We start from the raw sequence: 23,330 nt of genomic DNA, 5'->3' as shown, positions 1-23,330 counted from the left end.
ATAAAACAGTATTTACTAACGAACTAGAATGAAATGCGATCAGCGAGATGGCTGACGGCAAGCGCGAAGTAGTAAGAGCGGTTCCACTTCATCAGTACGTTATAGTTATTGTAAACCAGATACGTACGACCGTTTTCATCGTCAGGCATGATAAGCCATGCTTGGATATCTTCATTCAATTTAGGTAACGGACTGCCATCGTACTTCGTGATGCCAAGTTTACTCCATTCCTGAAGATATTTGCCTTTTTCTGCCCCGCGTCCTTCTAGGCTACGATCAATCCCTTTCGGCACTTTCACTCGGCGCCCCCAAGTAAACTTATCGTCCCAGCCAGACTCGCTCAAGTAGTTAGCGGTAGACGCAAACACATCCGCTTCTGATTGCCAGATGTCTTTTTTTCCGTCTCCGTTACCATCGGCGGCAAAACGTAGGAAAGAGCTTGGCATAAATTGGCACTGTCCCATCGCACCAGCCCAAGAACCTTTAAAATTATCTAGCTCGATATGGCCTTGATCAAGGATTTGCAACGCCGCCATGGTCTCTTTGCGGAAAAATTCTTCACGACGACCTTCAAATGCCATCGTCGACAACGCATCAATTACGCGGAAGTTACCCGTAAACTTGCCAAAGTTACTTTCTACCCCCCAGAGCGCAACAATAAAGCGAGGTTGCACGCCGTATTGATCGCCTATGCGCTTAAGCTCCGCATAGTGCTCTTTGTATAGTGCTTTGGCTTGCTTTACTTTCCACTCAGGGACTGCACGAGGAATGTATTCATCCAACGTCAGTTTTTTCTCTGGTTGGTTGCGGTCTGCTGTTACTGCTCTCGGTTTGTATTCAACATTTGCGAAAGCGGCGCTGATTACCTGCTCTGAGATACCTTGGTTACGCGCTTCTGCACGCAATTTATCTAAGTATTCTTCAAAACCCTCGCTACTTGCAAAGGCTGAGGTACATACGCCAACGCTAAGCATTGTAGCCAGTATTTTTTTCATATTGCCCTCCTTGAGCAAGGCAGAAGTCTCAGAAAGAAGCCGAGTTACTGTTCGTTCTTTTGCTGAGCTTTTTGTTCTTTGTACTTTTCTAATAGGTTTTCCGGCGGTGGAGGAACCTGCAGAAAGAAGCCATCATTTTGTAATGAAGCCTTCACTTTTTCGATATCTACTTGTGCCAATTTACGACCATCAAGTTTAATCGTCATGACAGGAATAGGCTTACCGAACATCTGCATTAAGGTGTCAGGAACCTGTGAAAAATCATCCTTTTTCGGGATATAGAGATAAGTACCTTCTTTTTTCGAGCTTTTATAAATAGAACAAAGCATGACACGCCTTTTATGCTGATTTACCCGCTTTGAATACGGATTGAGTTGAAAACGTAAAATTCTCGCAAACTTAATTGCAAATTTGAGATTAATTCGCCTATTTGCCTGCTAGAGAACTTGCTGCGTCAAAGGATGAAATATAACATGACAGACCTAGTTTAAGGCAACGCTCTTTCAACAGAGGCAAGAAGTCCACGATGACCCATTCACCAGACCTTAAAGGTAGCAGTTTTACTTTGTCAGTTTTACACCTTTCTGACAATGAGATCGCAAATACTGTCGAATTTTTGCAAGAAAAAGTTTCTCAAGCACCTTCTTTCTTCGCATCCGCGCCTTTGGTAATCAATATAGCAAAAGTACAAGGCGACATTGATTTCCCTGCGCTTAAACAAGGCATCGCAGATGCTGGGTTTATTCCAGTCGGTATAACGGGCAGTAAAGACAAACGTGTACAAAACCTTGCCTCAGAAGCTGGCTTCGCCATCATGTCTGCAAGTAAATCACCTAGCCAAGCTCCAGCGAAAATAGCGCCGACTAAAGTTGTGCGTACGCCAGTTCGTTCTGGTCAGCAAATTTACGCAAAAGACGGTGATTTAGTCGTACTGGCGCACGTAAGCGCTGGTGCAGAAGTGATTGCAGATGGCTCTATTCATATTCATGGCACCTTGCGCGGCCGTGCTATTGCAGGCGCAAGTGGTCAGCAGGAAGCGCGTATTATTTGCCACGATTTACAAGCTGAACTGGTCTCCATTGCGGGCGATTACTGGTTAAGCGATCAAATTGAGAGTGAGTACTGGCAAAAGAAAGTGATGATCAGTAAAGCCGAAGAATCATTACATTTAGAAGTACTCGCGATTTAGTCTAAAAAGGAAAAAAAATGGCACGCATTATTGTAGTAACGTCTGGTAAAGGTGGCGTTGGTAAAACCACTTCAAGCGCAGCCATCGCCTCTGGTCTTGCTCTGAAAGGGAATAAGACCGCGGTGATCGATTTCGATATCGGCTTGCGTAACCTCGACCTAATCATGGGTTGTGAGCGCCGTGTAGTTTATGACTTTGTGAACGTCATTAACGGCGAAGCGACATTAAACCAAGCGCTAATCAAAGATAAGCGCACAGACAATCTTTTCATTCTTCCAGCATCCCAAACTCGTGACAAAGATGCGCTAACGAAAGACGGCGTGCAACGAGTTTTCACTGAGCTAGATGAAATGGGCTTTGATTTCATCATCTGTGACTCACCAGCAGGTATCGAGCAAGGCGCGCTCATGGCGTTGTACTACGCAGATGAAGCAATTGTAACGACTAACCCTGAAGTATCTTCAGTACGCGACTCAGACCGCATTCTAGGTATCCTAGATTCTAAGTCTCTACGCGCTGAACAAGGGCTAGAGCCAGTGAAGCAACACCTTCTACTGACACGTTACAACCCTACGCGTGTAAACCAAGGTGAAATGTTGAGTGTGGAAGACGTGGAAGAAATCCTACACATCCCACTATTGGGCGTGATTCCTGAAAGCCAAGCGGTACTTAACGCATCAAACAAAGGTGTGCCGGTCACATTCGACGAAAACACCGATGCGGGCATGGCGTACTCTGACACTGTTGATCGCTTACTAGGCAATCAAGTTGAATTTCGTTTCCTTACTGAGGAGAAGAAAGGACTCTTTAAACGACTGTTCGGAGGCTAGACATGTCATTATTAGAATTTTTCCGCCCGCAGAAAAAAACGTCTGCAAGTCTGGCGAAAGAGCGCTTACAAATCATCGTGGCTGAACGCCGCAGCCAAAATGACCCTGCGCCTTCGTACTTACCTCAGCTTAAAGAAGACATTCTGAAGGTGATCAGTAAATACGTAGACATTGACCCGAACATGGTTGATTTAACCTTTGAGCATAAGGATGACGACATTTCTGTACTTGAGCTCAACGTGAAACTGCCTGACGACGAGAAGTAAGGCTTTATTCTCAACGCAATACGCAGCGCACAACAATGTACGTGTCGAAAAAAGGTTGACCATTTGGTCAACCTTTTTAGTTTGCGCTTATTTCAACGCCTTATTCATTTTTTCGCCCAATAACTCTAGACGCCAACCTTGCATAACATCAGGCAAGCGCGCAGGGTCACGATCCTTCTTCCACACCCAACTGATGAGCTGGTTAATCTGCTTTTTCGATGCTAAAAACTCGGTCGCTAACCCTGATTTTTGCGCAGCACTTTTCACGACATCTTTCATGTTTTTGAAAACCTGCTTATAGCCAGGGTAATCCATCAGGCGATCAATTTTAGCTGGGTATTCTTCTGGTGGCGTTTGCTTAGCCTTTTTCACGATGGCCGCAATTTTAGTACCGTGACGATTGACCGCGCGGCTATCCATCCCTTCCGCTTCCATCTTTTTAAAGCTTGTTAAACCTAAACGAGCAACCGTTAGCAAATCACCCTCTTTGAAGATGAAGTTTAGTGCTAAGTCGCGCTTGATTGCTTCACGATAACGCCAAGTCGCTAGCGGCTTTAACACAGCTAACTCTGACGGTTTAAGTTGCCACGCTCCTTTAATATCAAGGTACGCATTTTCTTCGTTGGTTTCGCGAATGCGTTTGGAAACCAACAAGTCGCTCTCTTGCTGCACCGCTTCCCACCAACCAGCTTCAGTGACTTTATCGAGCAATTTTTCGTAAAGTGGCAACAAGTAGTGAACGTCTGCCGCTGCATAATCAAGTTGCTTTTGCGTGAGAGGACGAGCCATCCAGTCGGTGCGAGATTCACTCTTGTCCAACGCAACACCTAAGTATTCTTCCACCAGCGTTGCGAAACCTGTTGACAGCCCGTGGCCAAGAAACGCCGCCATTAACTGTGTATCGACTATTGGAAATGGCGTACAACCAAATGCATTTTGGAATACTTCTAAATCTTCGCCACAGGCGTGAAGCACTTTAAGTACCGATGCATCTTTCAATAGTTCGATGAAAGATGTCATGTCCGTTAATTCTGTCGGATCGATAAGGGACAAGTGCTTGCCGTCGAAAAGCTGAATCAAACCTAGTTGCGGATAAAAAGTCCTGATACGTACGAACTCGGTATCCAGCATTACGACATCTGCGTCTCTTGCTTGAGCACAAACTTGTTCTAGGTCTTTGTTTTTAGTAATAATCTGATAATTCACATGCTTCTCGCTATAAAAAATGCCAGCAAAACGCTGGCATTCTATCATTTTTTAATTCTGGCGACTCAACGAAATCGGCTTACGCGCTTTTCTTTGCCAGTTCTGCGTCGTTCTCTTCACGAAGTACACGACGTAAGATCTTACCTACGTTGGTCTTCGGTAAGTCTTCACGGAACTCAACCAGTTTTGGAACCTTGTAGCCCGTTAGATGCTGACGACAGTGTGCAATCACTTCTTCTTTGGTTAAGCTCGGGTCACGTTTTACAACGTAGATCTTCACCAACTCACCAGACACTTCATGCGGTTGACCAATAGCAGCCACTTCAAGAACTTTGCCGTGCAGAGCGACAACGTCTTCGATTTCATTCGGGTAAACGTTGAAGCCTGATACTAAGATCATGTCTTTCTTACGGTCAACAATGTGCAGGAAGCCTTCGTCATCAAACTTAACGATGTCACCCGTTGATAGCCAACCGTCTTCGTTAATGGTGTCTTTAGTTGCTTCCGGACGTTGCCAGTAACCTTGCATTACTTGAGGGCCACGAACTTGTAGCTCACCTGTACCAGTATTTGGCAGTACATTGCCTTCTTCATCAACCATACGAACTTCTGTCGAAGGAACTGGCAGACCGATAGAACCGTTGTACTCAACCAGGTCATGCGGGTAAGCCGCAACTAACGGTGAACACTCAGTAAGTCCATAGCCTTCAAGCAGGTAGCAGCCTGTGGTCTTCAGCCATTTCTCAGCAACAGCACGTTGAACTGCCATACCGCCACCAACAGCCAAGCGAAGGTTACTGAAGTCCAACTCATGGAAATCTTCATTGTTCACTAGCGCATTGAATAAGGTGTTCACACCTGTGATCGCTGTGAATTGGTACTTTTGCAGCTCTTTTACAAATCCGGGAATATCACGCGGGTTGGTAATCAGTAAGTTACGACCGCCCATTTCGATAAACAGCAAACAGTTCACTGTCAGTGCGAACACGTGGTAAAGCGGCAATGCGGTTACCACTAATTCACGACCTGGAGAAAGTACAGGACCGTAAGCCCCTTTCGCCTGAAGCACGTTCGCAATCATGTTGCGATGCGTTAGGATTGCACCTTTTGCGACACCCGTAGTACCACCAGTGTATTGCAGAAATGCAATATCATCACCAGACATAAACGGCTTCACGTATTGCAGACGACGACCTTTGCGCAGCGCTTTACGCATTGAAATTGCGCCCGGTAGATCGTACTTAGGAACCATGCCTTTTACGTATTTCACCACGAAATCGACAATCGTACCTTTCGCACGTGGCAGCATTTGGCCAAGGCTAGTTAGCACCACGTGTTTCACGGGTGTGTTATCTACGATTTGCTCTAGTGTATTGGCAAAGTTAGACACAATCACAATCGTCGTGGCACCAGAGTCATTCAATTGGTGTTCAAGTTCACGAGGAGTGTAGAGAGGGTTTACGTTTACAGCGATACAACCTGCACGCAAAATACCAAACAACGCTACTGGGTATTGCAGTAGGTTTGGCATCATCAGAGCAACACGGTCACCCTTTTGCAATTTCAGTTCGTTTTGCAGGTAAGCGGCAAATGCGCGGCTACGCTCTTCCAACTTGCGGAAGGTCATTACCGAGCCCATGTTCATGAATGCTGGCTGGTCTGCATACTTTTGTACAGACTGTTCGAACATTTCTACCAAAGACTCATATTGCTCTGGATTGATGGTTTCAGGTACGTCACTTGGATAACGTGAAAGCCATGGTTTATCCACGATGTTACTCCTCGTTTATAACTGGCTAAAAAATAGCGTCCTTTTTATTTTGAGGGCTATTACAGCACAGCGAACGTGCTTGAGCACGCAACTCTCAAACACTTGTTTAAATTTTGTTAACTACACCAAGAATTCGCTTTGCGACTTCGAGTATTTGCTCTAAATGGCAGTGATGACCACCTGCGACAGAAACCACTTGCGGTGGATTCTCTCCCCAATCAACTTGGCTAGATGGTAAATGCTGAAATCCTTGATCGCCTAATACGATCAGATGAGGACAACGTATTTGACTGGTGATCGAATTCGCATGCTCGCGAGCCATGCGGTAAAGTGAATCACACTTTAACTTGGCATCATGTCGCCAGTACCATTTGTTGTCGCGATACTCAGTCCCTCGCTCCACAATGGGCAAAAGCTGATCAGCACTCAATTGGTTGGCTTGCATGCGCAATTTTAACGCCAGATCGAAAGATGCCAACGCACGCTCTGGTTTGTTTTGCTGTCGGATTCGACTTAACACACCATTGCGAAGACGCTGTAAACTATTTGAAGGAGATTCCGTTAAAGGGCCCGTACCTTCAATCTGCACTAATGCTTCGACCTGTTCAGGAAACGCTGCACTATAGCAACTTGCGATTAAAGCACCAAGAGAATGCCCCACTAACATGAGTCTGTTTGGCGATAATTCGTCCAATAACTGATACATATCGGCAATGTAATCATGAAAAGGGTAATAATTGTCGCGGGATTTGTGACTGGATAAGCCGTGGCCAAAATGGTCGACAGCTAACAAATGCAGCTTCGGGTTCAATTGATGAATTTGCTCCATCAACGCTTTGAAGCTTCCGGCATTATCTAACCACCCATGAAGAAAAACGACTGACAAGTCAGCCGTTTTTTCATTACCTATTTCAAGGGCGGCCATTTCTCCCGTTGGGAGAGTAAATCGGCGCTCATGCATCTGGTTTATTTCACCTGTTTGATTACTTTGCCATCTTGTGGAAAATCATTACGCAGCATGCGGCAGTTGATGGAATAACATGGATAGAAATACGTAGGAGAGTCATACATTCTCACTCGTTCTTCAATCTTCCACAGGCGATACCCCTGCCCTTTTACTAATGGGAACACGTACTCATGCTCTCCGATTTTGCCTTCTTCTTCACCGGCCCCTTTGCCCACAATCGTCACCAAACGGCCTTGGCTAAATGCAACGGGTTCTAAGTAGCCATCAAAATACACGGCGAAACGACCCGTAGGCTCTTGGTCAATATCAGGTTTGCCCGATTTATTGATAGGTAGATTGACGATCTCTAGGCGTGTTTTGTCTTTGAAGTTGTCCACTTTCGCAATGATACCGCCAAGGCGAACATCATTCGTGAGCTCTCCTTGAGACTCAGCAAAGGCCTTATAGTCGGTAACGACTTGCTCCGTACTAGCGTTCAACTCTTCAGGAAGAGAGCTGCATGCAGACAAACCTAAAGCGGCAACCAAAACCAAAAACAACCGTCCAAAAACCTTCATAAACCACCATTTAATCTACTAATACCAATTCGAGGAAATTCATACATAGATATCGACACCCAGTAGTTGAGCCAGTTCCTCTTTTTTTGCTCGATTCATGACATCCATGTACTGCTCCATGGCTTTGCGAGCATTACCTTCCGGCAAATCATATTGTACTTGAGCACGATGAATTTGGGACTCATCAACTTGTTTTATGGAATGCGCGACTGCGTTTGCCACCTTTGAAGGTTGACCAACGGACTGCTTATTTTGAGCTTTCTTTACCTGCCCTTTTTTACCCACTTTATTGGTACGGTTGGTACCGGGTATCAGTGAAGGAGGTAAACCATTAATCGACGCCATAACGCTCCATAAAAAGACAGGGCTACCGCCCCGTCTTTATTTTTTTCCTAATTATTCGCGGCCTGGAAGCTTCTTCCAAGTCACGTTATCACGCAGGTAAACCGGGCTAGATTCTTCAACAGGAACCGTATTGCCTTTTTCTAGTTCTTGCTTAGCTAAAATCACAATGTCTTGTGAGTCAGGGTACAATACCTCACTGTCTGCAGTGTTAAACGGCAGGCCCGCCAGTTCTTCCTGATACGCAGACCAACCTGTACCAGCTGTTGTCCACGTTCTAGAGTCAGCTTGTGCTTCTTCCGCCAAACGAGCTGGTGGAATCACACATTCTTCATCAACACCCATCCATTCGCCGTTTTCTTGGCGAGAATAACGTGCCCAGTAAACTTCGCTCATGCGCGCATCAATCGCTACAGCGACATCAGTTGCACCATGCAGGCGGTAGCTTGCTTGTGCCATCGCAGCCAATGTTGAAACACCAATCATCGGCAGTTCTGCACCAAATGCTAGGCCTTGAGCGATGCCAATACCGATACGAACACCAGTAAAGCTACCAGGGCCACGGCCAAACGCTAGTGCATCCAAGTCTTGTAGAGTTAGACCCGCTTCTTTCAGCACTTCGTCAACCATTGGCAGCACTTTTTTCGTGTGGTCACGAGGTGCCACTTCGCTGCGTGAAATCACTTGGTCATTAACCAGTAGTGCAACTGAACAGTTTTCAGTTGCGGTATCGATAGCAAGAATTTTTGCGCTCATTTAACTCTCTAAAACTCTATTTTATTTGGTTACATCACAGCACAGGCTGCGACTAATTATTCTGCTTTAAGAAACGCTTTGATACGTTCTAAATCTCGTGTTCTTGGGATCGGTGGCAAGCTTCCAAGGAACGTGCCGCCATAGTCACGGGTGACAAGGCGATTGTCACAAATGATCAATGCACCATGATCTTTCTGATCTCGAATCAAACGCCCTACGCCCTGCTTTAACGTGATCACCGCATCGGGGATTTGCACTTCAGCAAACGGCTCACCACCACGCAATCGACAATCTTCAATTCGGGCTTTTAGCAGCGGATCATCCGGGGCAGTAAACGGCAATTTGTCGATGATAACACAGCTCAGTGCGTCACCTCTAACATCGATCCCTTCCCAAAACGCCCCCGTCGCCACAAGCAAAGCGTTACCCAGCTCCATAAACTCTGCAAGAGTCTTTTGCTTGCTCATTTCACCTTGCATAAGAACCGGAAGATCCAACACCTCACGGAACTTCTCTCCCAACTCACGCATCATGCTGTGAGAAGTACATAAGAAGAAACAACGACCGTCATTTTCTTCAATGACTGGCGCTAACATTCTCACCAATTTGTCCGCTAAGCCTGGGCTGTTTGGCTCAGGAAGATAACGAGGCACACAAAGGCGAGCCTGCTTTTCATAATCAAATGGCGATGGCAGCGAAAACTGTTGTTTAGGTTTTAAGCCGAGACGATCGGTAAAGTGCTTAAAGTCACCAGAAACCGCAAGCGTTGCCGAGGTGAAGATCCAGGCACCTTGCTTGATTTCAATTTGTTCATGGAACTTATCTGCCACCGATAACGGAGTAATATGCAGAGTAAAATGACGCGGTGACGTATCGTACCAGTAAGAGTAGCCGGTGATATCAACATCACACACACGATCGATTCGACCTTTGATCAAGTTCGCACGCTCAAAAGCCGTATCCAACAATTGGCTGCGACCAAGTGCCAATTTGAGTACATCAATCGCCAGATCTAGGCTGTCAGTTAAACGAACCAATTCGCGCTTAATGGATTCAGACTGCATCGCTTCTCGCCAGTTGCCACGAAAACCCGGCTCACCAAGAACGATGCGCATATCCATCGCACTTTGAAGTAGTTTATCCCCCACTTTTTGCAGCTGACGCATGTCCTTTGCTTCGGTGCGATACGCGATTTCAATGTCTTTGGCGAGGTCATGAATTTGGCGACTCGATACCGATTGCCCGAAATATTCACTGGCAATGTCTGGTAGCTGATGAGCTTCGTCGAAAATAAAGACATCGGCTTCTGGGATCAACTCACCAAAACCTGTCTCTTTGATGGCTAAATCCGCGAGAAACAAGTGATGGTTCACCACGACGATGTCAGAATCCATTGCGCGTTTACGAGCTTTCAAGACAAAGCAATCAGTATAGCTGGGACACTCTTTCCCCAAACAGTTATCGTTTGTCGAGGTAATCGTTGGGATGATCATGCTGTCTTCAGGCAAATCTTCACAATCACCTAAGTCACCGGTTTTTGTCTCTGAAGACCAAGACCTCACCTTCACCAATTGAGTCAACAATGTTGGGTCGGATTCGTTGGTGTGGCTTTCTACCATCTGGCGACTTAAGCGATCCAAACATAAATAGTTGGAACGCCCTTTCAATAACGCCACTTGACCATAAAAACCGAGCGCATTGACCATCAGCGGTAGGTCACGATGGTACAACTGCTCTTGCAAGTTTTTCGAGCCAGTACTGATGATGACTTTCTTCCCACTCAACAGCGCTGGGACAAGATAGGCAAATGTTTTACCGGTACCAGTTCCTGCCTCTACCACCAACTGACTTTGTTCTTTGATCGCACTACTGACGGCTTCAGCCATGTCTATTTGTGGCTGACGAGCCTGAAAACCCGGAATCGCTTTACCTAAAGCGCCATCAGAGGAAAATGTTTTTGCGATCATGCCTGACATCTGGTTAGAAAAATTGTCGTGAGTATATCAGACGTTTGGGAGAGACATCAGCCCGTAAGATGGCCAGCTTACGGCCCAACACTGATAATTTGTTGAAACCATGGCAAGAATAGATTATTTATGAAGTCAGATTGCTGTACGGTTGACCCTTTTGGGGAAAACACATATTTCGTACGCTAGAAAAATAATGCATGGAAGTATCTGATTTATGGAAAAGAAAACACTGTTGACCCATTGTTCTGACGCACCGGGTTTGATCTCTAAAATTACTAATATCTGTTACAAACATCAGCTAAACATCGTTCATAATAACGAATTTGTTGATAACACCAGTGGGCACTTTTTCATGCGAACGGAGTTGGAGGGGTACTTCAACGACCAAACGTTTCTTGCCGATTTAGACCAAGCTCTACCGCAAGGTGCAAAACGCACTCTCATTGGCTCTCGCCGTAAACGCATCGTGATTCTCGTAACAAAAGAAGCACACTGTTTAGGTGATATTCTGATGAAAAATTACGATGGGAGTTTAGATGTAGAAATCGCCGCCGTGGTGGGTAACTACGATAAGTTGCAAGGCCTCACTGAACGTTTTGATATCCCTTACCACTATGTGACGCACGAAGATCTAAGCCGTGAAGAACACGAGCAAAAGATGTTAGAGGTGATCGATCAATACGATGCAGATTACTTGGTGCTAGCGAAATACATGCGCGTTCTCACGCCAACGTTTGTTGAAAAATACCGCCATAAGATCATCAACATTCACCACAGTTTCTTGCCTGCTTTCATCGGTGCTAAGCCTTATCAGCAAGCTTACGACCGTGGCGTAAAAATTATTGGCGCAACAGCCCACTTCGTGACAAACGACCTAGATGAAGGCCCGATCATCAAGCAGGATGTTATTCCAGTCGATCACACATTCAGCGCACAAGATATGGCTCAAGCAGGCCGCGATGTTGAGAAGAATGTTTTGAGTAAAGCTCTGAATAAGGTAATTAACGATCACGTTTTTGTTTATGGGAATAAGACGGTGATTCTTTAAGTTCATCGCATTTGAATGAAAGAAAGGGTTGCTCATTTGCAACCCTTTCTTCTTTCTAGTCGTTCAAAATTTGCTTATTCCGCCTGCTCAGACTCCACTATACGCTTGAGCGAATGCGGATGCAGCTTGATACAAATACCTTGGTACTTAAACGCCACGGTTGGGTTGTTCAAGCGTTCACCTTCCCCTTTCGGGCTCGATAATTTGATCTTCACACCCAATTCTTCTAACTCATCAAAACGCGCGCCAAACGCTGGATAAGTGTGTTTCAAGTCCGCCAAAAACTCGTCTGCGGTTTCCGCATGAGATGGAATCACAAACTCCACGTGCTCCCAACTTTCGGTTGGATAGGTTTTCCCTTCGGCTGGGTATGGCAATTCCAGACACTCAATCTTCCAGCCGCGGCTTTCGAGTGCTGTGTCGAATTCGATGACGATAATTGGACGACCGTTGATTTTCGCTTGTGAAATCACCTTGCCGTATTGATTCCATGCCTCATGCGCAGCTTTTGCCGTTTCAGGGTCATTAATACGCAATGCAATATGGTCAGCTTGAGCAAAGCTCAGATCCAGTTTTAACAGGGTTGCAAGCTCTTCAATCTTGCCCATGAAGACATCTAAGTCTTGGAGCATTAGTTCAGGCGTAAGGCGTTTTTCAACAAGTTGAATAGTCATTGTGGTTCTCTTTTGGGGCGATTTATCTCTTTACTCTGAGCGCAATAGTAAACGCAAACAAAGTGACATTTCCATTCAATCGAAAAAGTAAAAATTTCCCCAAATCCTCTCTGTATGAAAAGCAATAAAGTTGTTATCATTAGCCCCATTTTTGTGAACTCCAACAGAACTCGGCGCCTATTTTGCCGAGTTCTTCGTCCTTGAATTGAAGGAAACGCGTGTGAATATCCAAGCACTTATTAATGACAAAGTATCTCAGGCTCTAGAAGCCGCTGGCGCACCTGCAGGAAGCCCTGCTGCTGTTCGTCAATCAGCAAAGCCACAATTTGGTGACTACCAAGCAAACGGCGTAATGGGCGTTGCTAAAAAACTGGGTACTAACCCTCGAGAATTTGCACAGAAAGTACTGGATGTTCTAGACCTAGATGGTATTGCGAGCAAAACAGAAATCGCTGGCCCTGGTTTCATCAACATTTTCCTAAGCGAAGAGTTCCTAGCGAAACAAGCTGACGCAGCACTGGCTGACTCACGCCTTGGCGTTGCAGCTGAAGAAGCTCAAACTATCGTCGCTGACTACTCAGCACCAAACGTTGCAAAAGAAATGCACGTTGGTCACCTACGTTCAACCATCATCGGTGATGCGGTAGTACGTACGCTTGAGTTTCTAGGTCACAAAGTGATCCGCGCGAACCACATCGGCGACTGGGGTACTCAGTTCGGTATGCTTATCGCAAACCTTGAGCGTGTACAACAAGAGTCTGGCGAAGTTTCTATGGAACTGGCGGACCTTGAAGGCTTCTACCGTGAATCTAAAAAGCTGTACGACGAAGATGAAGAATTCGCGGTGAAAGCACGTAACTACGTAGTGAAACTGCAAAGCGGCGATGAATTCTGCGCAGAAATGTGGAAGAAGCTGGTTGACATAACCATGATCCAAAACCAACGCAACTACGATCGTCTAAACGTATCTCTAACTCGTGATGACGTAATGGGCGAAAGCATGTACAACGACATGCTACCTAAGATCGTAGCGGACCTAAAAGCACAAGGTCTTGCGGTTGAAGATGACGGCGCGCAAGTTGTATTCCTAGAAGAGTTTAAGAACAAAGACGGCGAAGCGATGGGCGTTATCGTTCAGAAACGCGACGGCGGCTTCCTATACACCACAACGGATATCGCATGTGCGAAATACCGTTACGAAGAACTAGGCGCAGACCGCGTACTTTACTTCATTGACTCTCGCCAGCACCAGCACCTAATGCAAGCTTGGACTATCGTTCGTAAAGCAGGCTACGTACCTGAGTCTGTATCTCTTGAGCACCACGCTTTCGGCATGATGCTTGGTAAAGACGGTAAACCATTCAAGACTCGTGCGGGCGGTACAGTTCGTTTGGCGGACCTTCTTGATGAAGCCGAAGTTCGTGCTGCACAGTTGATCGAATCTAAGAACCCAGAGCTAGATGCTGAAGAGAAAGAGAAGATCTCTAAAACAGTTGCGATGGCAGCGGTTAAATATTCTGACCTATCTAAACACCGCACTACTGACTACGTGTTCGATTGGGACAATATGCTAGCGTTTGAAGGTAACACAGCGCCATACATGCAATACGCATACACTCGCGTTGCCTCTATCTTTGCTAAAGCTGGTGTAGCGATGGATGAACTTCAAGGTGATATCCAAATCACTGACGAAAAAGAAAAAGCGCTTATCGCTAAACTTCTACAATTTGAAGAAGCCGTTCAATCTGTTGCTCGTGAAGGCCAACCGCACATCATGTGTAGCTACCTATTTGAACTAGCGGGTCAATTCTCAAGCTTCTACGAAGCATGCCCAATTCTAGTAGCAGAAGATGAAGCCGTTAAGCAAAGCCGTCTAAAACTGGCAGCCCTAACAGCGAAAACCATCAAGCAAGGTTTATCGCTACTAGGTATCGAAACGCTAGAACGCATGTAAGCCGCTTTTAAGTTGATAACTTAAGTAGCACAAGCTGAATGATTGCAAAGGTTGACGTGAAAGCGTCAACCTTTTGTTTTATATGACGTATACTAATTCAAATTGAAATGAATCGGATATCCACAATGAGTTTTGAACTGCACCCTCAATTGGCAAAAGACACCACAGTAATCGGCCACTTCCCTCTTTGCGTTGCACTTCTACATAAAGATAATGCAGTGCCGTGGGTCATCTTAGTTCCTAAACGTGCCAACTTAAAAGAATTGCACCACTTACCGATGAAAGAGCAGCAACAGTTTTTACTTGAGTCACAAGCGGTAAGCCAAGCGCTCGAAGCGACTTTCCGCCCTGACAAGTTGAATCTTGGCGCACTTGGTAACATGGTGCCGCAGCTACACATTCATCATATCGCACGCTTTAAGGACGACGTTGCATGGCCAGAGCCGATTTGGGGAAACACAAGCGGCGAGTTTCGTAGCGAAAAAGAACAAGATGAGATTCTCAAACGTATTGGAAATGTATTGTCGCTAAGCTCGATCTTCCATAAAGCTTAATTAATATTCAGCCGCTATGAGATTTGCTTGCCAGCGACAAGGCTATTGATTAGAAACGAAAAAGCCGCATCAGAAATGACGCGGCTTTATTATTTGTAAACTTTGGTTGATGAGCCACTACATAGTAACAGTGAGTGACAACTCGTCTTGTTTTGTCACGGCATAACGCACACGCATCACATCTCGAGCTTTATTGGTATCAACCAAGCGGCTAATTTTACCCTTCTTGATCCACACGCTTAACATTGCATCCGCGCCATCTTCACTCATTCCAAACTGCTTAGCCAGCTCAGACTGTGAGACCGTCCCTTTGTCTGCAATATATTGATAAAGCTCATTTAAAATCATGCGACTTGCGCCTCTAACGCACCATGTTGTTTTTTACCAATACGTTTGAATACGTGATAAGTTCCGATGAAGATTGCAACAATAATTGCCATCCAGACACCACTAGTAATTGGGCTTTCAGAGAAATGCGTCAACTGATTGTAGAACGTTGCACATAGGTAAGCTAAACCCATCGTCCATACCGCAATAAAGCGTGCGAAGTTATGGCCAAATTCACGTACATACGCCCCCATCGCAGCAACACATGGTGTGTACAACAAGATGAAGATCAAGTAAGCAAACGCTGCATGACCAGAAACAAACTGAGACTTAATGTTGCCGAAGATAGACTCATCCACTTCTTGTTCTTCTGCAACTGCATTTGAATCTGTTAGATCACCCACTTCAATGCCTAATGGATCAGAGTAACTCAAGCCCGCAAGGTTCTCAGGAATACTCATTACCGCATCTTTTAGGCTACCCATCAGATCGAACTCTGCTTCTTCACCATCACTTGGCGACGTGTACAAACTGTTTAGCGTACCAACGACCGCCTCTTTGGCGAAAATACCGGTAATAATACCAACTGTTGCTGGCCAGTTATCTTCTTGAATACCAATTGGCGCAAACACTGGCGTTACCACTTGTGCCGCTTTAGAAAGTACAGAATTTTCACTGTCTTCATTACCAAAGCTGCCATCTGTACCCAACGAGTTTAGGAAACTTAGGATAGCAACAACCACAACGATGGTTTTACCTGCACCTAGCACGAAGCGCTTAAGCTTTTGCCAAGTTTTGATCACGACGTTTTGCAATGTTGGCAATTCGTAGTCCGGCATTTCCATGACTAAGCTATCGCTGCTGCCAGGGTAAAGAGTGTGCTTTAAGAAAAGACCGGTGAAGATCGCAGCCACAATACCTAATAGATAAAGTGCAAAGACAATGTTTTGACCAGAACCAGGAAAGAACGCCGCCGCAAACAGTGCATATACAGGTAAACGAGCACCACATGACATAAATGGCGCCATCGATGCCGCTAACTTACGCTCACGTTCTTGGTCTAGAGTGCGTGTTGCCATGATTGACGGCACGTTACAACCAAAACCAAGAACCAACGGCACAAACGCTTTACCCGGCAAGCCGATTTTCTGCATCACTTTATCGAGTACAAACGCAGCGCGAGCCATATAACCCGAACTCTCAAGCACAGCTAGGAACAAATACAAACACGCAATGACAGGAATAAAGGTCGCTACCGTTTGGATACCGCCACCAATACCATCGGCAATAACCGTCACAAGCCAAACTGGCAAATGACCATCCAATAGGTGATGACCGCCATCAACCAAAAGTGCGCCAACGCCGATATCAAAGAAATCGATAAATGCACTACCAATGTTAATCGAGAACATAAACATTAGGTACATCACAACAAAGAAGAATGGAATCCCCACCCACTTGTTCAAAATAAACTGATCAAGTTTTTCGGTAACACTGCGGCTGAGTTTGCCTTCACTGCGGCGAACTTTTTTGCATTGTTCGTGCAGATGAGTGTATTTAGTATCCGCAACGTGTAAATCAATATCCAAATCTAAAGTCGCAATCGCTTCCAGTACTTTGCTTCTATCAAGATCGGAAAGGCTATTGAGAACCATCGTGTCTTTTTCTAGAGCACGGATCGCTAATGCACGATGAGAAACGGTTTGATCGTTAAATAGAGAAGAAATATGCTCGATCGCTGCTTCCATCTTATCGCCGTAATTCAAAGAGCGGTCTTTTAGCGCAACACCCTGAACTATGGCTTTGTGGAGCTTTTCTTTAAACTCAGCAACTTGTGCTTTATTAGTGGCAGACAAACTGATCACTGGGCAACCTAGCGTCTTTTCTAACTCAGCAATGTTGATCATCTGACGTTCACGCTTTAACGCATCCATTTTGTTGAGAACAACAACCATCGGACGACCAAGCTCACGAAGTTGCAGCGTCATATATAGACTGCGCTCTAAGCTGGTGGCATCAATCACGTTGATGATCAAATCAGCTGGGTGCGTCAACACCGCACGAGAAGCGATGGATTCATCGATACTGTTACTATCGTTACCGCTATCCAGAGAGTAAATGCCCGGTAAGTCCGTCAGTAAAAACTCATCACCCGCGTGCTTAAATTGACCCGTTTTTTTCTCAACAGTCACACCCGCCCAGTTACCGACTTGCTGTTTGGCACCAGTCAAACCATTAAAAAGAGTGGTTTTACCGCTGTTTGGGTTACCTACGGTAAGAACTTGATACTGCATTACACTCGCTCCACTTCAATTTTTTGAGCAATGGTTTCTCTTAACGCAACAGATACACCGCGTACCTCAACTTGTAGTGGGTCTCCCATCGGCGCGCGTCTGATCACCTTAACTTCTGTGTTCGGAAGTAGCCCCATTACCATAAGCTTTTTTCTAATATCTGATGAAAGACCATCTAACAAACGAATTGTCACCGTATCGCCAGGTTTAATTTCTGATAATTTCATAGTGGCCCTTAAGAGTATTGCTAATGATAAATATTATTATTTAAGACTATTTAGGCTGCGATAATACTCCTCTATACCCTTCCATTCATTGTGTGAAATCAAAGATTCCATAATTGCCTTTCATATTTTGAACGTTAACTCCGTTAAGTTTCACCTCGTCATTTTCGTCAAAATCGACATTTTGAAAACCATAAAAAAGAAACAAAAACTTAACACCGCCTAAGCAGAATAAATATTATCTTCTAAAATCAACAATTTAAAATCAAAAATCAACATTGTCGCTTTTCTCATATCAACCTGTCGTTATTTTTATAAGAAAAATAAGTAAGGTCTCGTATAGTTATTCCATCGAGAGGGCAACCTCTTAAAAGAATTCCAGAGGTGGCATGGCAACATGTCACTCCGGCAGCAAGCGAAGGTGTCATTGACACCCGTGGTATAGTCCCCCCGGCTATACCACGATATTTTTTTTCACTTCTTTTCTACTCCCGATTTAAACCTTTAACAACCAACCTCCTGTAACTAGAAGCACTTTAGTTAAGCTTTCTATATCCTATTTATATGTGCTGTTTGGCGAAAACAAACTGCTACAACGCTGTGCATTGATGTTTCACTTACCTATCACAACGCCTAAATTAGGCAAAAAAACTCTAGCCTAACAACACAAAGGCATTGCAGCTCTTTGGTGCTGCGAACTACATAAGAAAGTACAGATGCTTTACTTACTCAGAACAACTCAAAAAAACAGAACGCTGCGTAGCCCGAGGCGACTAGAATGGTTTAGTTGCGGTATCAGAACGAATCACGCCATTAAACGAGAGGAGGTGACTTAGATAACATCCGTGTTGTAACTATTAACGATGTTCGAAAGATTGGAGGCTAATTTGCGTGATTGTCTTGTTCCATCGCGAACTTTGATGGAGGTAAACCAAAGTGTAACTTGAACTTCTGGCTGAAGTAAGAAGGATCATTGAAACCGCAGTTGAAAGCCACTTCACTGATTTTTTCACCTGCGAGTAACTGTTCACAAGCAGTTTCTAACCGTACCTCCGTTAAATAATCTTTTAACGTTCTTGACGAGGCCGACTTAAAGCGGCGTTGTAAACTACGTTCAGACATAAATAACATCTTAGCCGCTGTCGCAGTACCAAAATCAGGGTCATGGTAATGCTCAGCAACTAACTGATAAACCTTTTGTAGCCACTCATTCTCTGGACTGGCTTTCTCTTCGACGATGTTTTCTGGCACAAATTCTGGTAAAACTTCCTCAACATGGCTCAACTCTTTGGCCATCGGCCAAGTAATCTCAATTTTATTCTGCGCATCAGAAGTGAACACCGCTAAGTGCCCTCCACTCACCGTAACCAACTGCGAAAGATTGTCGATACTCAAGTCCACATTGTTATTAGCAGGACGACTTAGAGAAAGTTTATTTGGCAATTGCGTTCCGTAATCCAAAAAGCTGAGTGAGACAATGTCCCGTCCCTCTTCTAGCATCACTTTAACGGCTTGACCTCGGAAAGAGCGCTTGATGATGTTGGCAAAGATACTGTTAAAGATAACATCCAGATTGAAACTCTCTAGAGCAATACGGCTAGACTTGTTCTCATCCTCTAACTCCACAGAGATCCCCGCTTTGGCGAAATCGTCTCGCCACACATCCACCACAGATTGCGTAATTTGGCTTAGGTTGTAGTTTTGACTGCCGTTACTCGCATCACCTGGAGCACTTTTAAGCTCATTCAGCTGCCAGTAAGTTTTTGATACGTGATCCTCTGTGATGGAATCTCTCTCCACAGGCAATTTTGACGAGATATAATCGACGCTGGTTTTTATAGACTGAGCAACATGGTCAACTAATAGATTTCTAACCTGAATTTGCTTTCTTAACTGTTGGTTACTCGTCAATAATACGCGGCTTTGATGCCTTAGTTGGTTGGTCTTTAGAGTGACCTGAGCAGCAAGCTCTCGGTTTGCTTGCATGACATATCGTGAACGCCAGTACATGATAAGGCCGATAAGCGTAGAAATTGAGACGAGAAAGCCTAATATCGCAAGCTGGGATAGATACCATGGTTTGAGCACTTCAAAACGAGACTCTAAGCCAACAACGCCCGCCGTTACCTGTGACTCGTTACTCACTTGAAGGTGGTATTCCCCAGAGTTGAGGTGCTCTAAGGTTAACTGACCCCCTTCTAAAGTCTGCCATCGATCGTCTTCGTTTAAGCGGTAGTAAAGGTTCTGGCTATCCGGTTTAGGCATGATGCCAAAGAGAAAACTCAGCGAAGAACCATAAGGCAGCTTAATCCCATCAAGGTCGGAACTCCCCACTTGGATTACATCGTTTTCAAGCATCACTTGGCTAACAATAAAGCGGGATTCTGGCGGGTTTGACACCAATAGTTTTGAAGCCTCTGCTTTAACTAATCCATATTTTGAGCCTAAAACAAGTTCACGTTCGCCATCTTCTGTGCGTTTCACTACGCTACATATCCCAGGAATAAACTCATTATTAATCAAGCCCGATGCAGATGAATAGTGTTTAACTAACTCACCGGACAATCGGTAGTAACTCAACCCAACAGAAGATGCAAGCCACACACCTTTCGCATCACTGATCAAACACGCCGGACGAGCATTCGCAACACTCATCTCCAAGACTTGCTTGGCTTCTCCACCAGCCACTGTTTTAAACAACCCATAGGAAGAGGCAAACCACTGAGAGCCATCCGCCGCTGTCACTATATCTAGCGACTCGCCATATTTTTCCGAGAAACGATTGAAACGAATACGTTCATCATCGTATTCATAAATGCCGTGATCCGTACCAATAAAAAGTTTATCTTCGGTATCATATAAGCGCGTCACTTTAGCTGGTAAGTACTGACTCACGATCCATTCGCTACCAAAGTTTCTGACGGATTGCTTGTCGATATCAACGTTGTAAAGTTGGTAACCGCTGGATACCCACAAACGGTTTGTGTCGTCTAGAGCAATATGCTCAACAGCATGCCCAGCCATTACTTGTAAATAAGGGAAGCTAACCTTTTTCAGCCCCTCCAATTGGAATATCTCCAAACCTTTTGAAGTGGCAAGCCATAACATGCCTCGTTGGAACGCAAATTCGTTAATTTGAGAATCTAATTCTAAGACTTTTACAATCCCTTCCGCGCCAGAACGATACAGTTTGCGGTCATCGGCAAACCAAAGCACACCATCTGGCCCAGTTACCGTTTGTCTGATACGACCAGATAAGGTTTGCGAGTCATAACTACTAAAGGTGACTCGCTCAAATTTTTTGCTGAACAAAGAGTAATAACGAATGCCTTGGTTGGTCGCTATCCACATTCCGCCCATGTTGTCGCTAAGTAAGGAATAAATTTTAGTGCTATCGAGTTCTAACTCTAAGAAGCTCGCAGGCTCAACTTCAGTAATTTCACCTGTTAAAAACGAGTAGAGATACAAACCGTGCTCAGTACCAACCCAATACTCTTGATTGGTCTCTGAAAACGTCAGTACGTGGGAGCCGCCAATTTTGACGATCTCTTTGTTCGGCTCGTAAATATTGAAGATCAACGCGCCTTTTAAGGTGCCAACCAATATCTCGCGTCTCGTATGCGAGTAGTACACTTTTTCAATGTAGTTTTGACCGGATGAAATCACATGATCAAATTTATTACCTTCAGAGAGATAGACACCAGATGTTGTAGCCAACGCCCATTTGGTCTCGATCAGAATCGCATCATTGATGTACACATAACTATTATTGCTATGTTGATAAAGTTGAAGCAGTGAAAATGAATCAAGTTCATTGGTTTTGATGTTGTAGGTATAAAAATGTGCGCCATCACTGACCCAAATATAATCACCTGATGAACCTATTTTTCTAATTTGCGACCCGGGGTTAAGGCTAAAGACCAACTGCCTTTCTTTGTTTGGGTAGGTCTGATAAACCTCATTTTCGACAAAGGTCCAGAATGACCCTTGATGATACGCAAGCTGCTTTGCGGTCGTTTGCAAAAAACTGCCTGATTTTGGCAGAACATTCTGGCCGTCATAAAAAAGAACGCGGCCATGTACGTCATGAATCCATAGCCCACCTTGCTCGCCCAAGAACAATTTTTTCGCAGCAATAAAAGTGCCCTTAACCTGAGTAGGCAAAGGGTAAAAGATGGCATTTGCGTTATTCAGCGCAAATGCTTGAGATGATATGAAGAGTCCCCAGAAAATCAGGACAAGTTGGCGAAGCAAGACGAAAACCTTATATATCAATTTATATCAACTCAACTCCCTATAGGCCTTCCGTAGCTCTTGTGAGTAGGGTTATTTTGAGCCGCTAATTATTGATAATGATATCTCAATTCCTTTTATAGAAAAGGTTCGTCTTGCCAAAGGTTGTAATTCTTACTGCTAGATCACGTAAAAGAGACATTTCATCCGCAAAACTACAACTAATTACTCTTATTTAGCCAAACATTGCTCAAAGCTGTCAGCCATGTTGCCTAACAAGTTAAAGTAACTGCCTGGCTCCACTTTGATCGTGCTGCCTAATGGGTCAAGCTCGCCTTTGGCCACATTGCTGCCACGCATCACACTCTCGACAACGGCTGGTGTAAATTGAGGTTCAGAAAACACACAAGCCACGTTACCTGCTCCCAATGTTTTTCTGATCTGAATCAGCGTCTTGGCACCCGGCTTTCGGTCGGGAGTCACCGTAAAGTGTCCTAGATTATTTAACTGGTAACGCTCTTCAAAATAACCGTACGCATCATGGAAAACGAAGTATCCTTGGGTCTTCACTGGTGCTAACTGCTGCTCTATTTCCTTATCTTTAGCCGCAAGCTGTTCTTCAAATTTAACAAGATTGTTGCTGTACATTTTCGCATTAGCTGGATCGATTTCCACCAATTTGTTCACAACAGCTTGGGCAACCTGTTTAACCGGTTTAATACCTAACCAAAAGTGCGGGTCATGGCTACCGTGGTCATGACCGTCGTGATCATGCGAATGCTCACTATCAAACTCACGAAGCGCTAGATTTGGTATTTCGCTTAGCGTCAGTGTACTAGATCTATTTGATACGACTTTTTCAAGAAACGGCTCCAAATCATGACCATACCAAATCACCAAATCCGCAGACGCGACTTTTTTTACATCAGAAGGTCGCAGCGAATAATCGTGTGGTGATGCGTTTGACTGAACTAGCACTTCAGGAGTAGAGACGCCTTCCGTCAGTTCAGTCACCATCAGTTGGATCGGTTTAATGCTTGTAAGTACTGTTATCGCCTGCGCTGGCAAGGTTAACATTGCTGAAGCAGCAAGAATTAAAGCTCTTTTCATAGTTTTACTTGGGATATGGCATAGAAAGTGAGATGATGTTACATTATAACATTATAGTTTTGC

21 protein-coding genes are annotated in these 23,330 nt (G+C 44.8%); 6 read left to right on the top strand and 15 right to left on the bottom strand.

The genetic code is table 11. The features are described from left to right. Window positions 1-23 precede the first annotated feature (23 nt). Entirely contained in the window at window positions 24-995 is a 972-nt protein-coding gene (locus tag OU793_RS08265) for a lytic transglycosylase domain-containing protein (RefSeq protein WP_140103101.1), read from the bottom strand. A 44-nt stretch (window positions 996-1,039) separates the two neighbouring features. Then, a complete protein-coding gene (locus OU793_RS08260; protein WP_005460544.1) occupies window positions 1,040-1,324 on the bottom strand; it encodes a YcgL domain-containing protein in 285 nt (94 codons plus the stop codon). Between the two features lie 197 nt (window positions 1,325-1,521). On the opposite strand from OU793_RS08260, the gene minC reads away from it, so the two are divergent. The 3 genes from minC to minE are packed head-to-tail and all read left to right on the top strand — an operon-like array spanning window position 1,522 to window position 3,280. Next, window positions 1,522-2,184, top strand: coding sequence for a septum site-determining protein MinC (gene minC / locus OU793_RS08255; protein ID WP_140081633.1), 663 nt, complete (start codon window positions 1,522-1,524; stop codon window positions 2,182-2,184). A 17-nt stretch (window positions 2,185-2,201) separates the two neighbouring features. Further along, a complete protein-coding gene (gene minD / locus OU793_RS08250) occupies window positions 2,202-3,014 on the top strand; it encodes a septum site-determining protein MinD (RefSeq protein WP_005458081.1) in 813 nt (270 codons plus the stop codon). Window positions 3,015-3,016: 2 nt separating this feature from the next. After that, on the top strand, window positions 3,017-3,280 hold the full coding sequence (minE, locus tag OU793_RS08245) for a cell division topological specificity factor MinE (protein ID WP_005458079.1): 264 nt from the start codon (window positions 3,017-3,019) through the stop codon (window positions 3,278-3,280). An 87-nt stretch (window positions 3,281-3,367) separates the two neighbouring features. Here the strand turns inward: minE and rnd are convergent, their stop codons facing one another. The 7 genes from rnd to OU793_RS08210 form a co-directional block, all read right to left on the bottom strand. Beyond that, window positions 3,368-4,486: a ribonuclease D gene (gene rnd, locus OU793_RS08240; protein ID WP_031831962.1), complete on the bottom strand. Its 1,119-nt coding sequence runs from the start codon at window positions 4,484-4,486 to the stop codon at window positions 3,368-3,370. 79 nt (window positions 4,487-4,565) lie between these two features. After that, on the bottom strand, window positions 4,566-6,257 hold the full coding sequence (gene fadD, locus OU793_RS08235; protein ID WP_005455511.1) for a long-chain-fatty-acid--CoA ligase FadD: 1,692 nt from the start codon (window positions 6,255-6,257) through the stop codon (window positions 4,566-4,568). Between the two features lie 106 nt (window positions 6,258-6,363). Beyond that, window positions 6,364-7,218 carry an alpha/beta fold hydrolase gene (locus OU793_RS08230; protein WP_053315501.1) on the bottom strand — a complete coding sequence of 285 codons (855 nt, stop codon included), beginning with the start codon at window positions 7,216-7,218 and terminating at the stop codon, window positions 6,364-6,366. Window positions 7,219-7,223: 5 nt separating this feature from the next. Beyond that, entirely contained in the window at window positions 7,224-7,781 is a 558-nt protein-coding gene (locus OU793_RS08225; protein WP_005478780.1) for a Slp family lipoprotein, read from the bottom strand. 39 nt (window positions 7,782-7,820) lie between these two features. Then, the gene (locus OU793_RS08220; RefSeq protein ID WP_005478797.1) at window positions 7,821-8,126 is read right to left on the bottom strand and encodes a hypothetical protein; all 306 of its coding nucleotides are present in this window, start codon (window positions 8,124-8,126) and stop codon (window positions 7,821-7,823) included. A 51-nt stretch (window positions 8,127-8,177) separates the two neighbouring features. Then, window positions 8,178-8,879 (bottom strand): tRNA (adenosine(37)-N6)-threonylcarbamoyltransferase complex dimerization subunit type 1 TsaB, encoded by a 702-nt coding sequence (tsaB, locus tag OU793_RS08215; protein WP_159404165.1) that lies wholly within the window; start codon window positions 8,877-8,879, stop codon window positions 8,178-8,180. 56 nt (window positions 8,880-8,935) lie between these two features. Beyond that, complete coding sequence (locus tag OU793_RS08210; protein ID WP_017448734.1) at window positions 8,936-10,846, bottom strand: ATP-dependent DNA helicase; 1,911 nt, start codon at window positions 10,844-10,846, stop codon at window positions 8,936-8,938. Between the two features lie 217 nt (window positions 10,847-11,063). Here OU793_RS08210 and purU point away from each other — a divergent pair, with 217 nt between their 5' ends. Further along, window positions 11,064-11,897 carry a formyltetrahydrofolate deformylase gene (gene purU, locus OU793_RS08205; RefSeq protein WP_005478783.1) on the top strand — a complete coding sequence of 278 codons (834 nt, stop codon included), beginning with the start codon at window positions 11,064-11,066 and terminating at the stop codon, window positions 11,895-11,897. 74 nt (window positions 11,898-11,971) lie between these two features. Here the strand turns inward: purU and OU793_RS08200 are convergent, their stop codons facing one another. Further along, window positions 11,972-12,571, bottom strand: a complete 600-nt coding sequence (locus OU793_RS08200; protein ID WP_023624131.1) for a VOC family protein — start codon at window positions 12,569-12,571, stop codon at window positions 11,972-11,974. Between the two features lie 220 nt (window positions 12,572-12,791). Between OU793_RS08200 and argS the strand changes: the two genes are divergently transcribed. After that, window positions 12,792-14,525 (top strand): arginine--tRNA ligase, encoded by a 1,734-nt coding sequence (argS, locus tag OU793_RS08195; RefSeq protein ID WP_047733901.1) that lies wholly within the window; start codon window positions 12,792-12,794, stop codon window positions 14,523-14,525. A 125-nt stretch (window positions 14,526-14,650) separates the two neighbouring features. Beyond that, complete coding sequence (locus OU793_RS08190) at window positions 14,651-15,079, top strand: HIT domain-containing protein (protein WP_193237407.1); 429 nt, start codon at window positions 14,651-14,653, stop codon at window positions 15,077-15,079. 117 nt (window positions 15,080-15,196) lie between these two features. Here OU793_RS08190 and OU793_RS08185 read toward each other — a convergent pair whose 3' ends face one another. The 5 genes from OU793_RS08185 to znuA form a co-directional block, all read right to left on the bottom strand. Then, entirely contained in the window at window positions 15,197-15,427 is a 231-nt protein-coding gene (locus OU793_RS08185) for a FeoC-like transcriptional regulator (protein ID WP_005455490.1), read from the bottom strand. Beyond that, complete coding sequence (gene feoB / locus OU793_RS08180; protein WP_015296399.1) at window positions 15,424-17,700, bottom strand: Fe(2+) transporter permease subunit FeoB; 2,277 nt, start codon at window positions 17,698-17,700, stop codon at window positions 15,424-15,426. Before feoB ends, OU793_RS08185 begins: the two co-directional genes overlap by 4 nt. Further along, complete coding sequence (locus OU793_RS08175) at window positions 17,700-17,927, bottom strand: FeoA family protein (RefSeq protein WP_005455496.1); 228 nt, start codon at window positions 17,925-17,927, stop codon at window positions 17,700-17,702. Before OU793_RS08175 ends, feoB begins: the two co-directional genes overlap by 1 nt. An 879-nt stretch (window positions 17,928-18,806) precedes the next feature. Further along, window positions 18,807-22,178, bottom strand: a complete 3,372-nt coding sequence (locus tag OU793_RS08170) for an AraC family transcriptional regulator (RefSeq protein WP_193237408.1) — start codon at window positions 22,176-22,178, stop codon at window positions 18,807-18,809. 210 nt (window positions 22,179-22,388) lie between these two features. Further along, window positions 22,389-23,267 carry a zinc ABC transporter substrate-binding protein ZnuA gene (znuA, locus tag OU793_RS08165; protein WP_020904106.1) on the bottom strand — a complete coding sequence of 293 codons (879 nt, stop codon included), beginning with the start codon at window positions 23,265-23,267 and terminating at the stop codon, window positions 22,389-22,391. Between the last annotated feature and the right edge of the window lie 63 nt (window positions 23,268-23,330).

Source organism: Vibrio sp. VP6 (genome assembly GCF_028823755.1).
Classification (GTDB): Bacteria; Pseudomonadota; Gammaproteobacteria; order Enterobacterales; family Vibrionaceae; genus Vibrio; species Vibrio parahaemolyticus.
The sequence above is the reverse complement of the archived record's forward strand: the minus strand, read 5'-3'. Positions and strand labels throughout refer to the sequence as shown.

Coding starts and splice junctions, on each gene's coding strand:
- OU793_RS08260 (WP_005460544.1), bottom strand. CDS start 1,324: ATGCTTTGTTCTATTTATAAAAGCTCGAAAAAAGAAGGTACTTATCTC.
- OU793_RS08265 (WP_140103101.1), bottom strand. CDS start 995: ATGAAAAAAATACTGGCTACAATGCTTAGCGTTGGCGTATGTACCTCA.
- minD (WP_005458081.1), top strand. CDS start 2,202: ATGGCACGCATTATTGTAGTAACGTCTGGTAAAGGTGGCGTTGGTAAA.
- OU793_RS08210 (WP_017448734.1), bottom strand. CDS start 10,846: ATGATCGCAAAAACATTTTCCTCTGATGGCGCTTTAGGTAAAGCGATT.
- purU (WP_005478783.1), top strand. CDS start 11,064: ATGGAAAAGAAAACACTGTTGACCCATTGTTCTGACGCACCGGGTTTG.
- OU793_RS08230 (WP_053315501.1), bottom strand. CDS start 7,218: ATGCATGAGCGCCGATTTACTCTCCCAACGGGAGAAATGGCCGCCCTT.
- OU793_RS08185 (WP_005455490.1), bottom strand. CDS start 15,427: ATGATTTTAAATGAGCTTTATCAATATATTGCAGACAAAGGGACGGTC.
- minC (WP_140081633.1), top strand. CDS start 1,522: ATGACCCATTCACCAGACCTTAAAGGTAGCAGTTTTACTTTGTCAGTT.
- znuA (WP_020904106.1), bottom strand. CDS start 23,267: ATGAAAAGAGCTTTAATTCTTGCTGCTTCAGCAATGTTAACCTTGCCA.
- tsaB (WP_159404165.1), bottom strand. CDS start 8,879: ATGAGCGCAAAAATTCTTGCTATCGATACCGCAACTGAAAACTGTTCA.
- OU793_RS08225 (WP_005478780.1), bottom strand. CDS start 7,781: ATGAAGGTTTTTGGACGGTTGTTTTTGGTTTTGGTTGCCGCTTTAGGT.
- OU793_RS08220 (WP_005478797.1), bottom strand. CDS start 8,126: ATGGCGTCGATTAATGGTTTACCTCCTTCACTGATACCCGGTACCAAC.
- feoB (WP_015296399.1), bottom strand. CDS start 17,700: ATGCAGTATCAAGTTCTTACCGTAGGTAACCCAAACAGCGGTAAAACC.
- OU793_RS08200 (WP_023624131.1), bottom strand. CDS start 12,571: ATGACTATTCAACTTGTTGAAAAACGCCTTACGCCTGAACTAATGCTC.
- minE (WP_005458079.1), top strand. CDS start 3,017: ATGTCATTATTAGAATTTTTCCGCCCGCAGAAAAAAACGTCTGCAAGT.
- OU793_RS08190 (WP_193237407.1), top strand. CDS start 14,651: ATGAGTTTTGAACTGCACCCTCAATTGGCAAAAGACACCACAGTAATC.
- OU793_RS08175 (WP_005455496.1), bottom strand. CDS start 17,927: ATGAAATTATCAGAAATTAAACCTGGCGATACGGTGACAATTCGTTTG.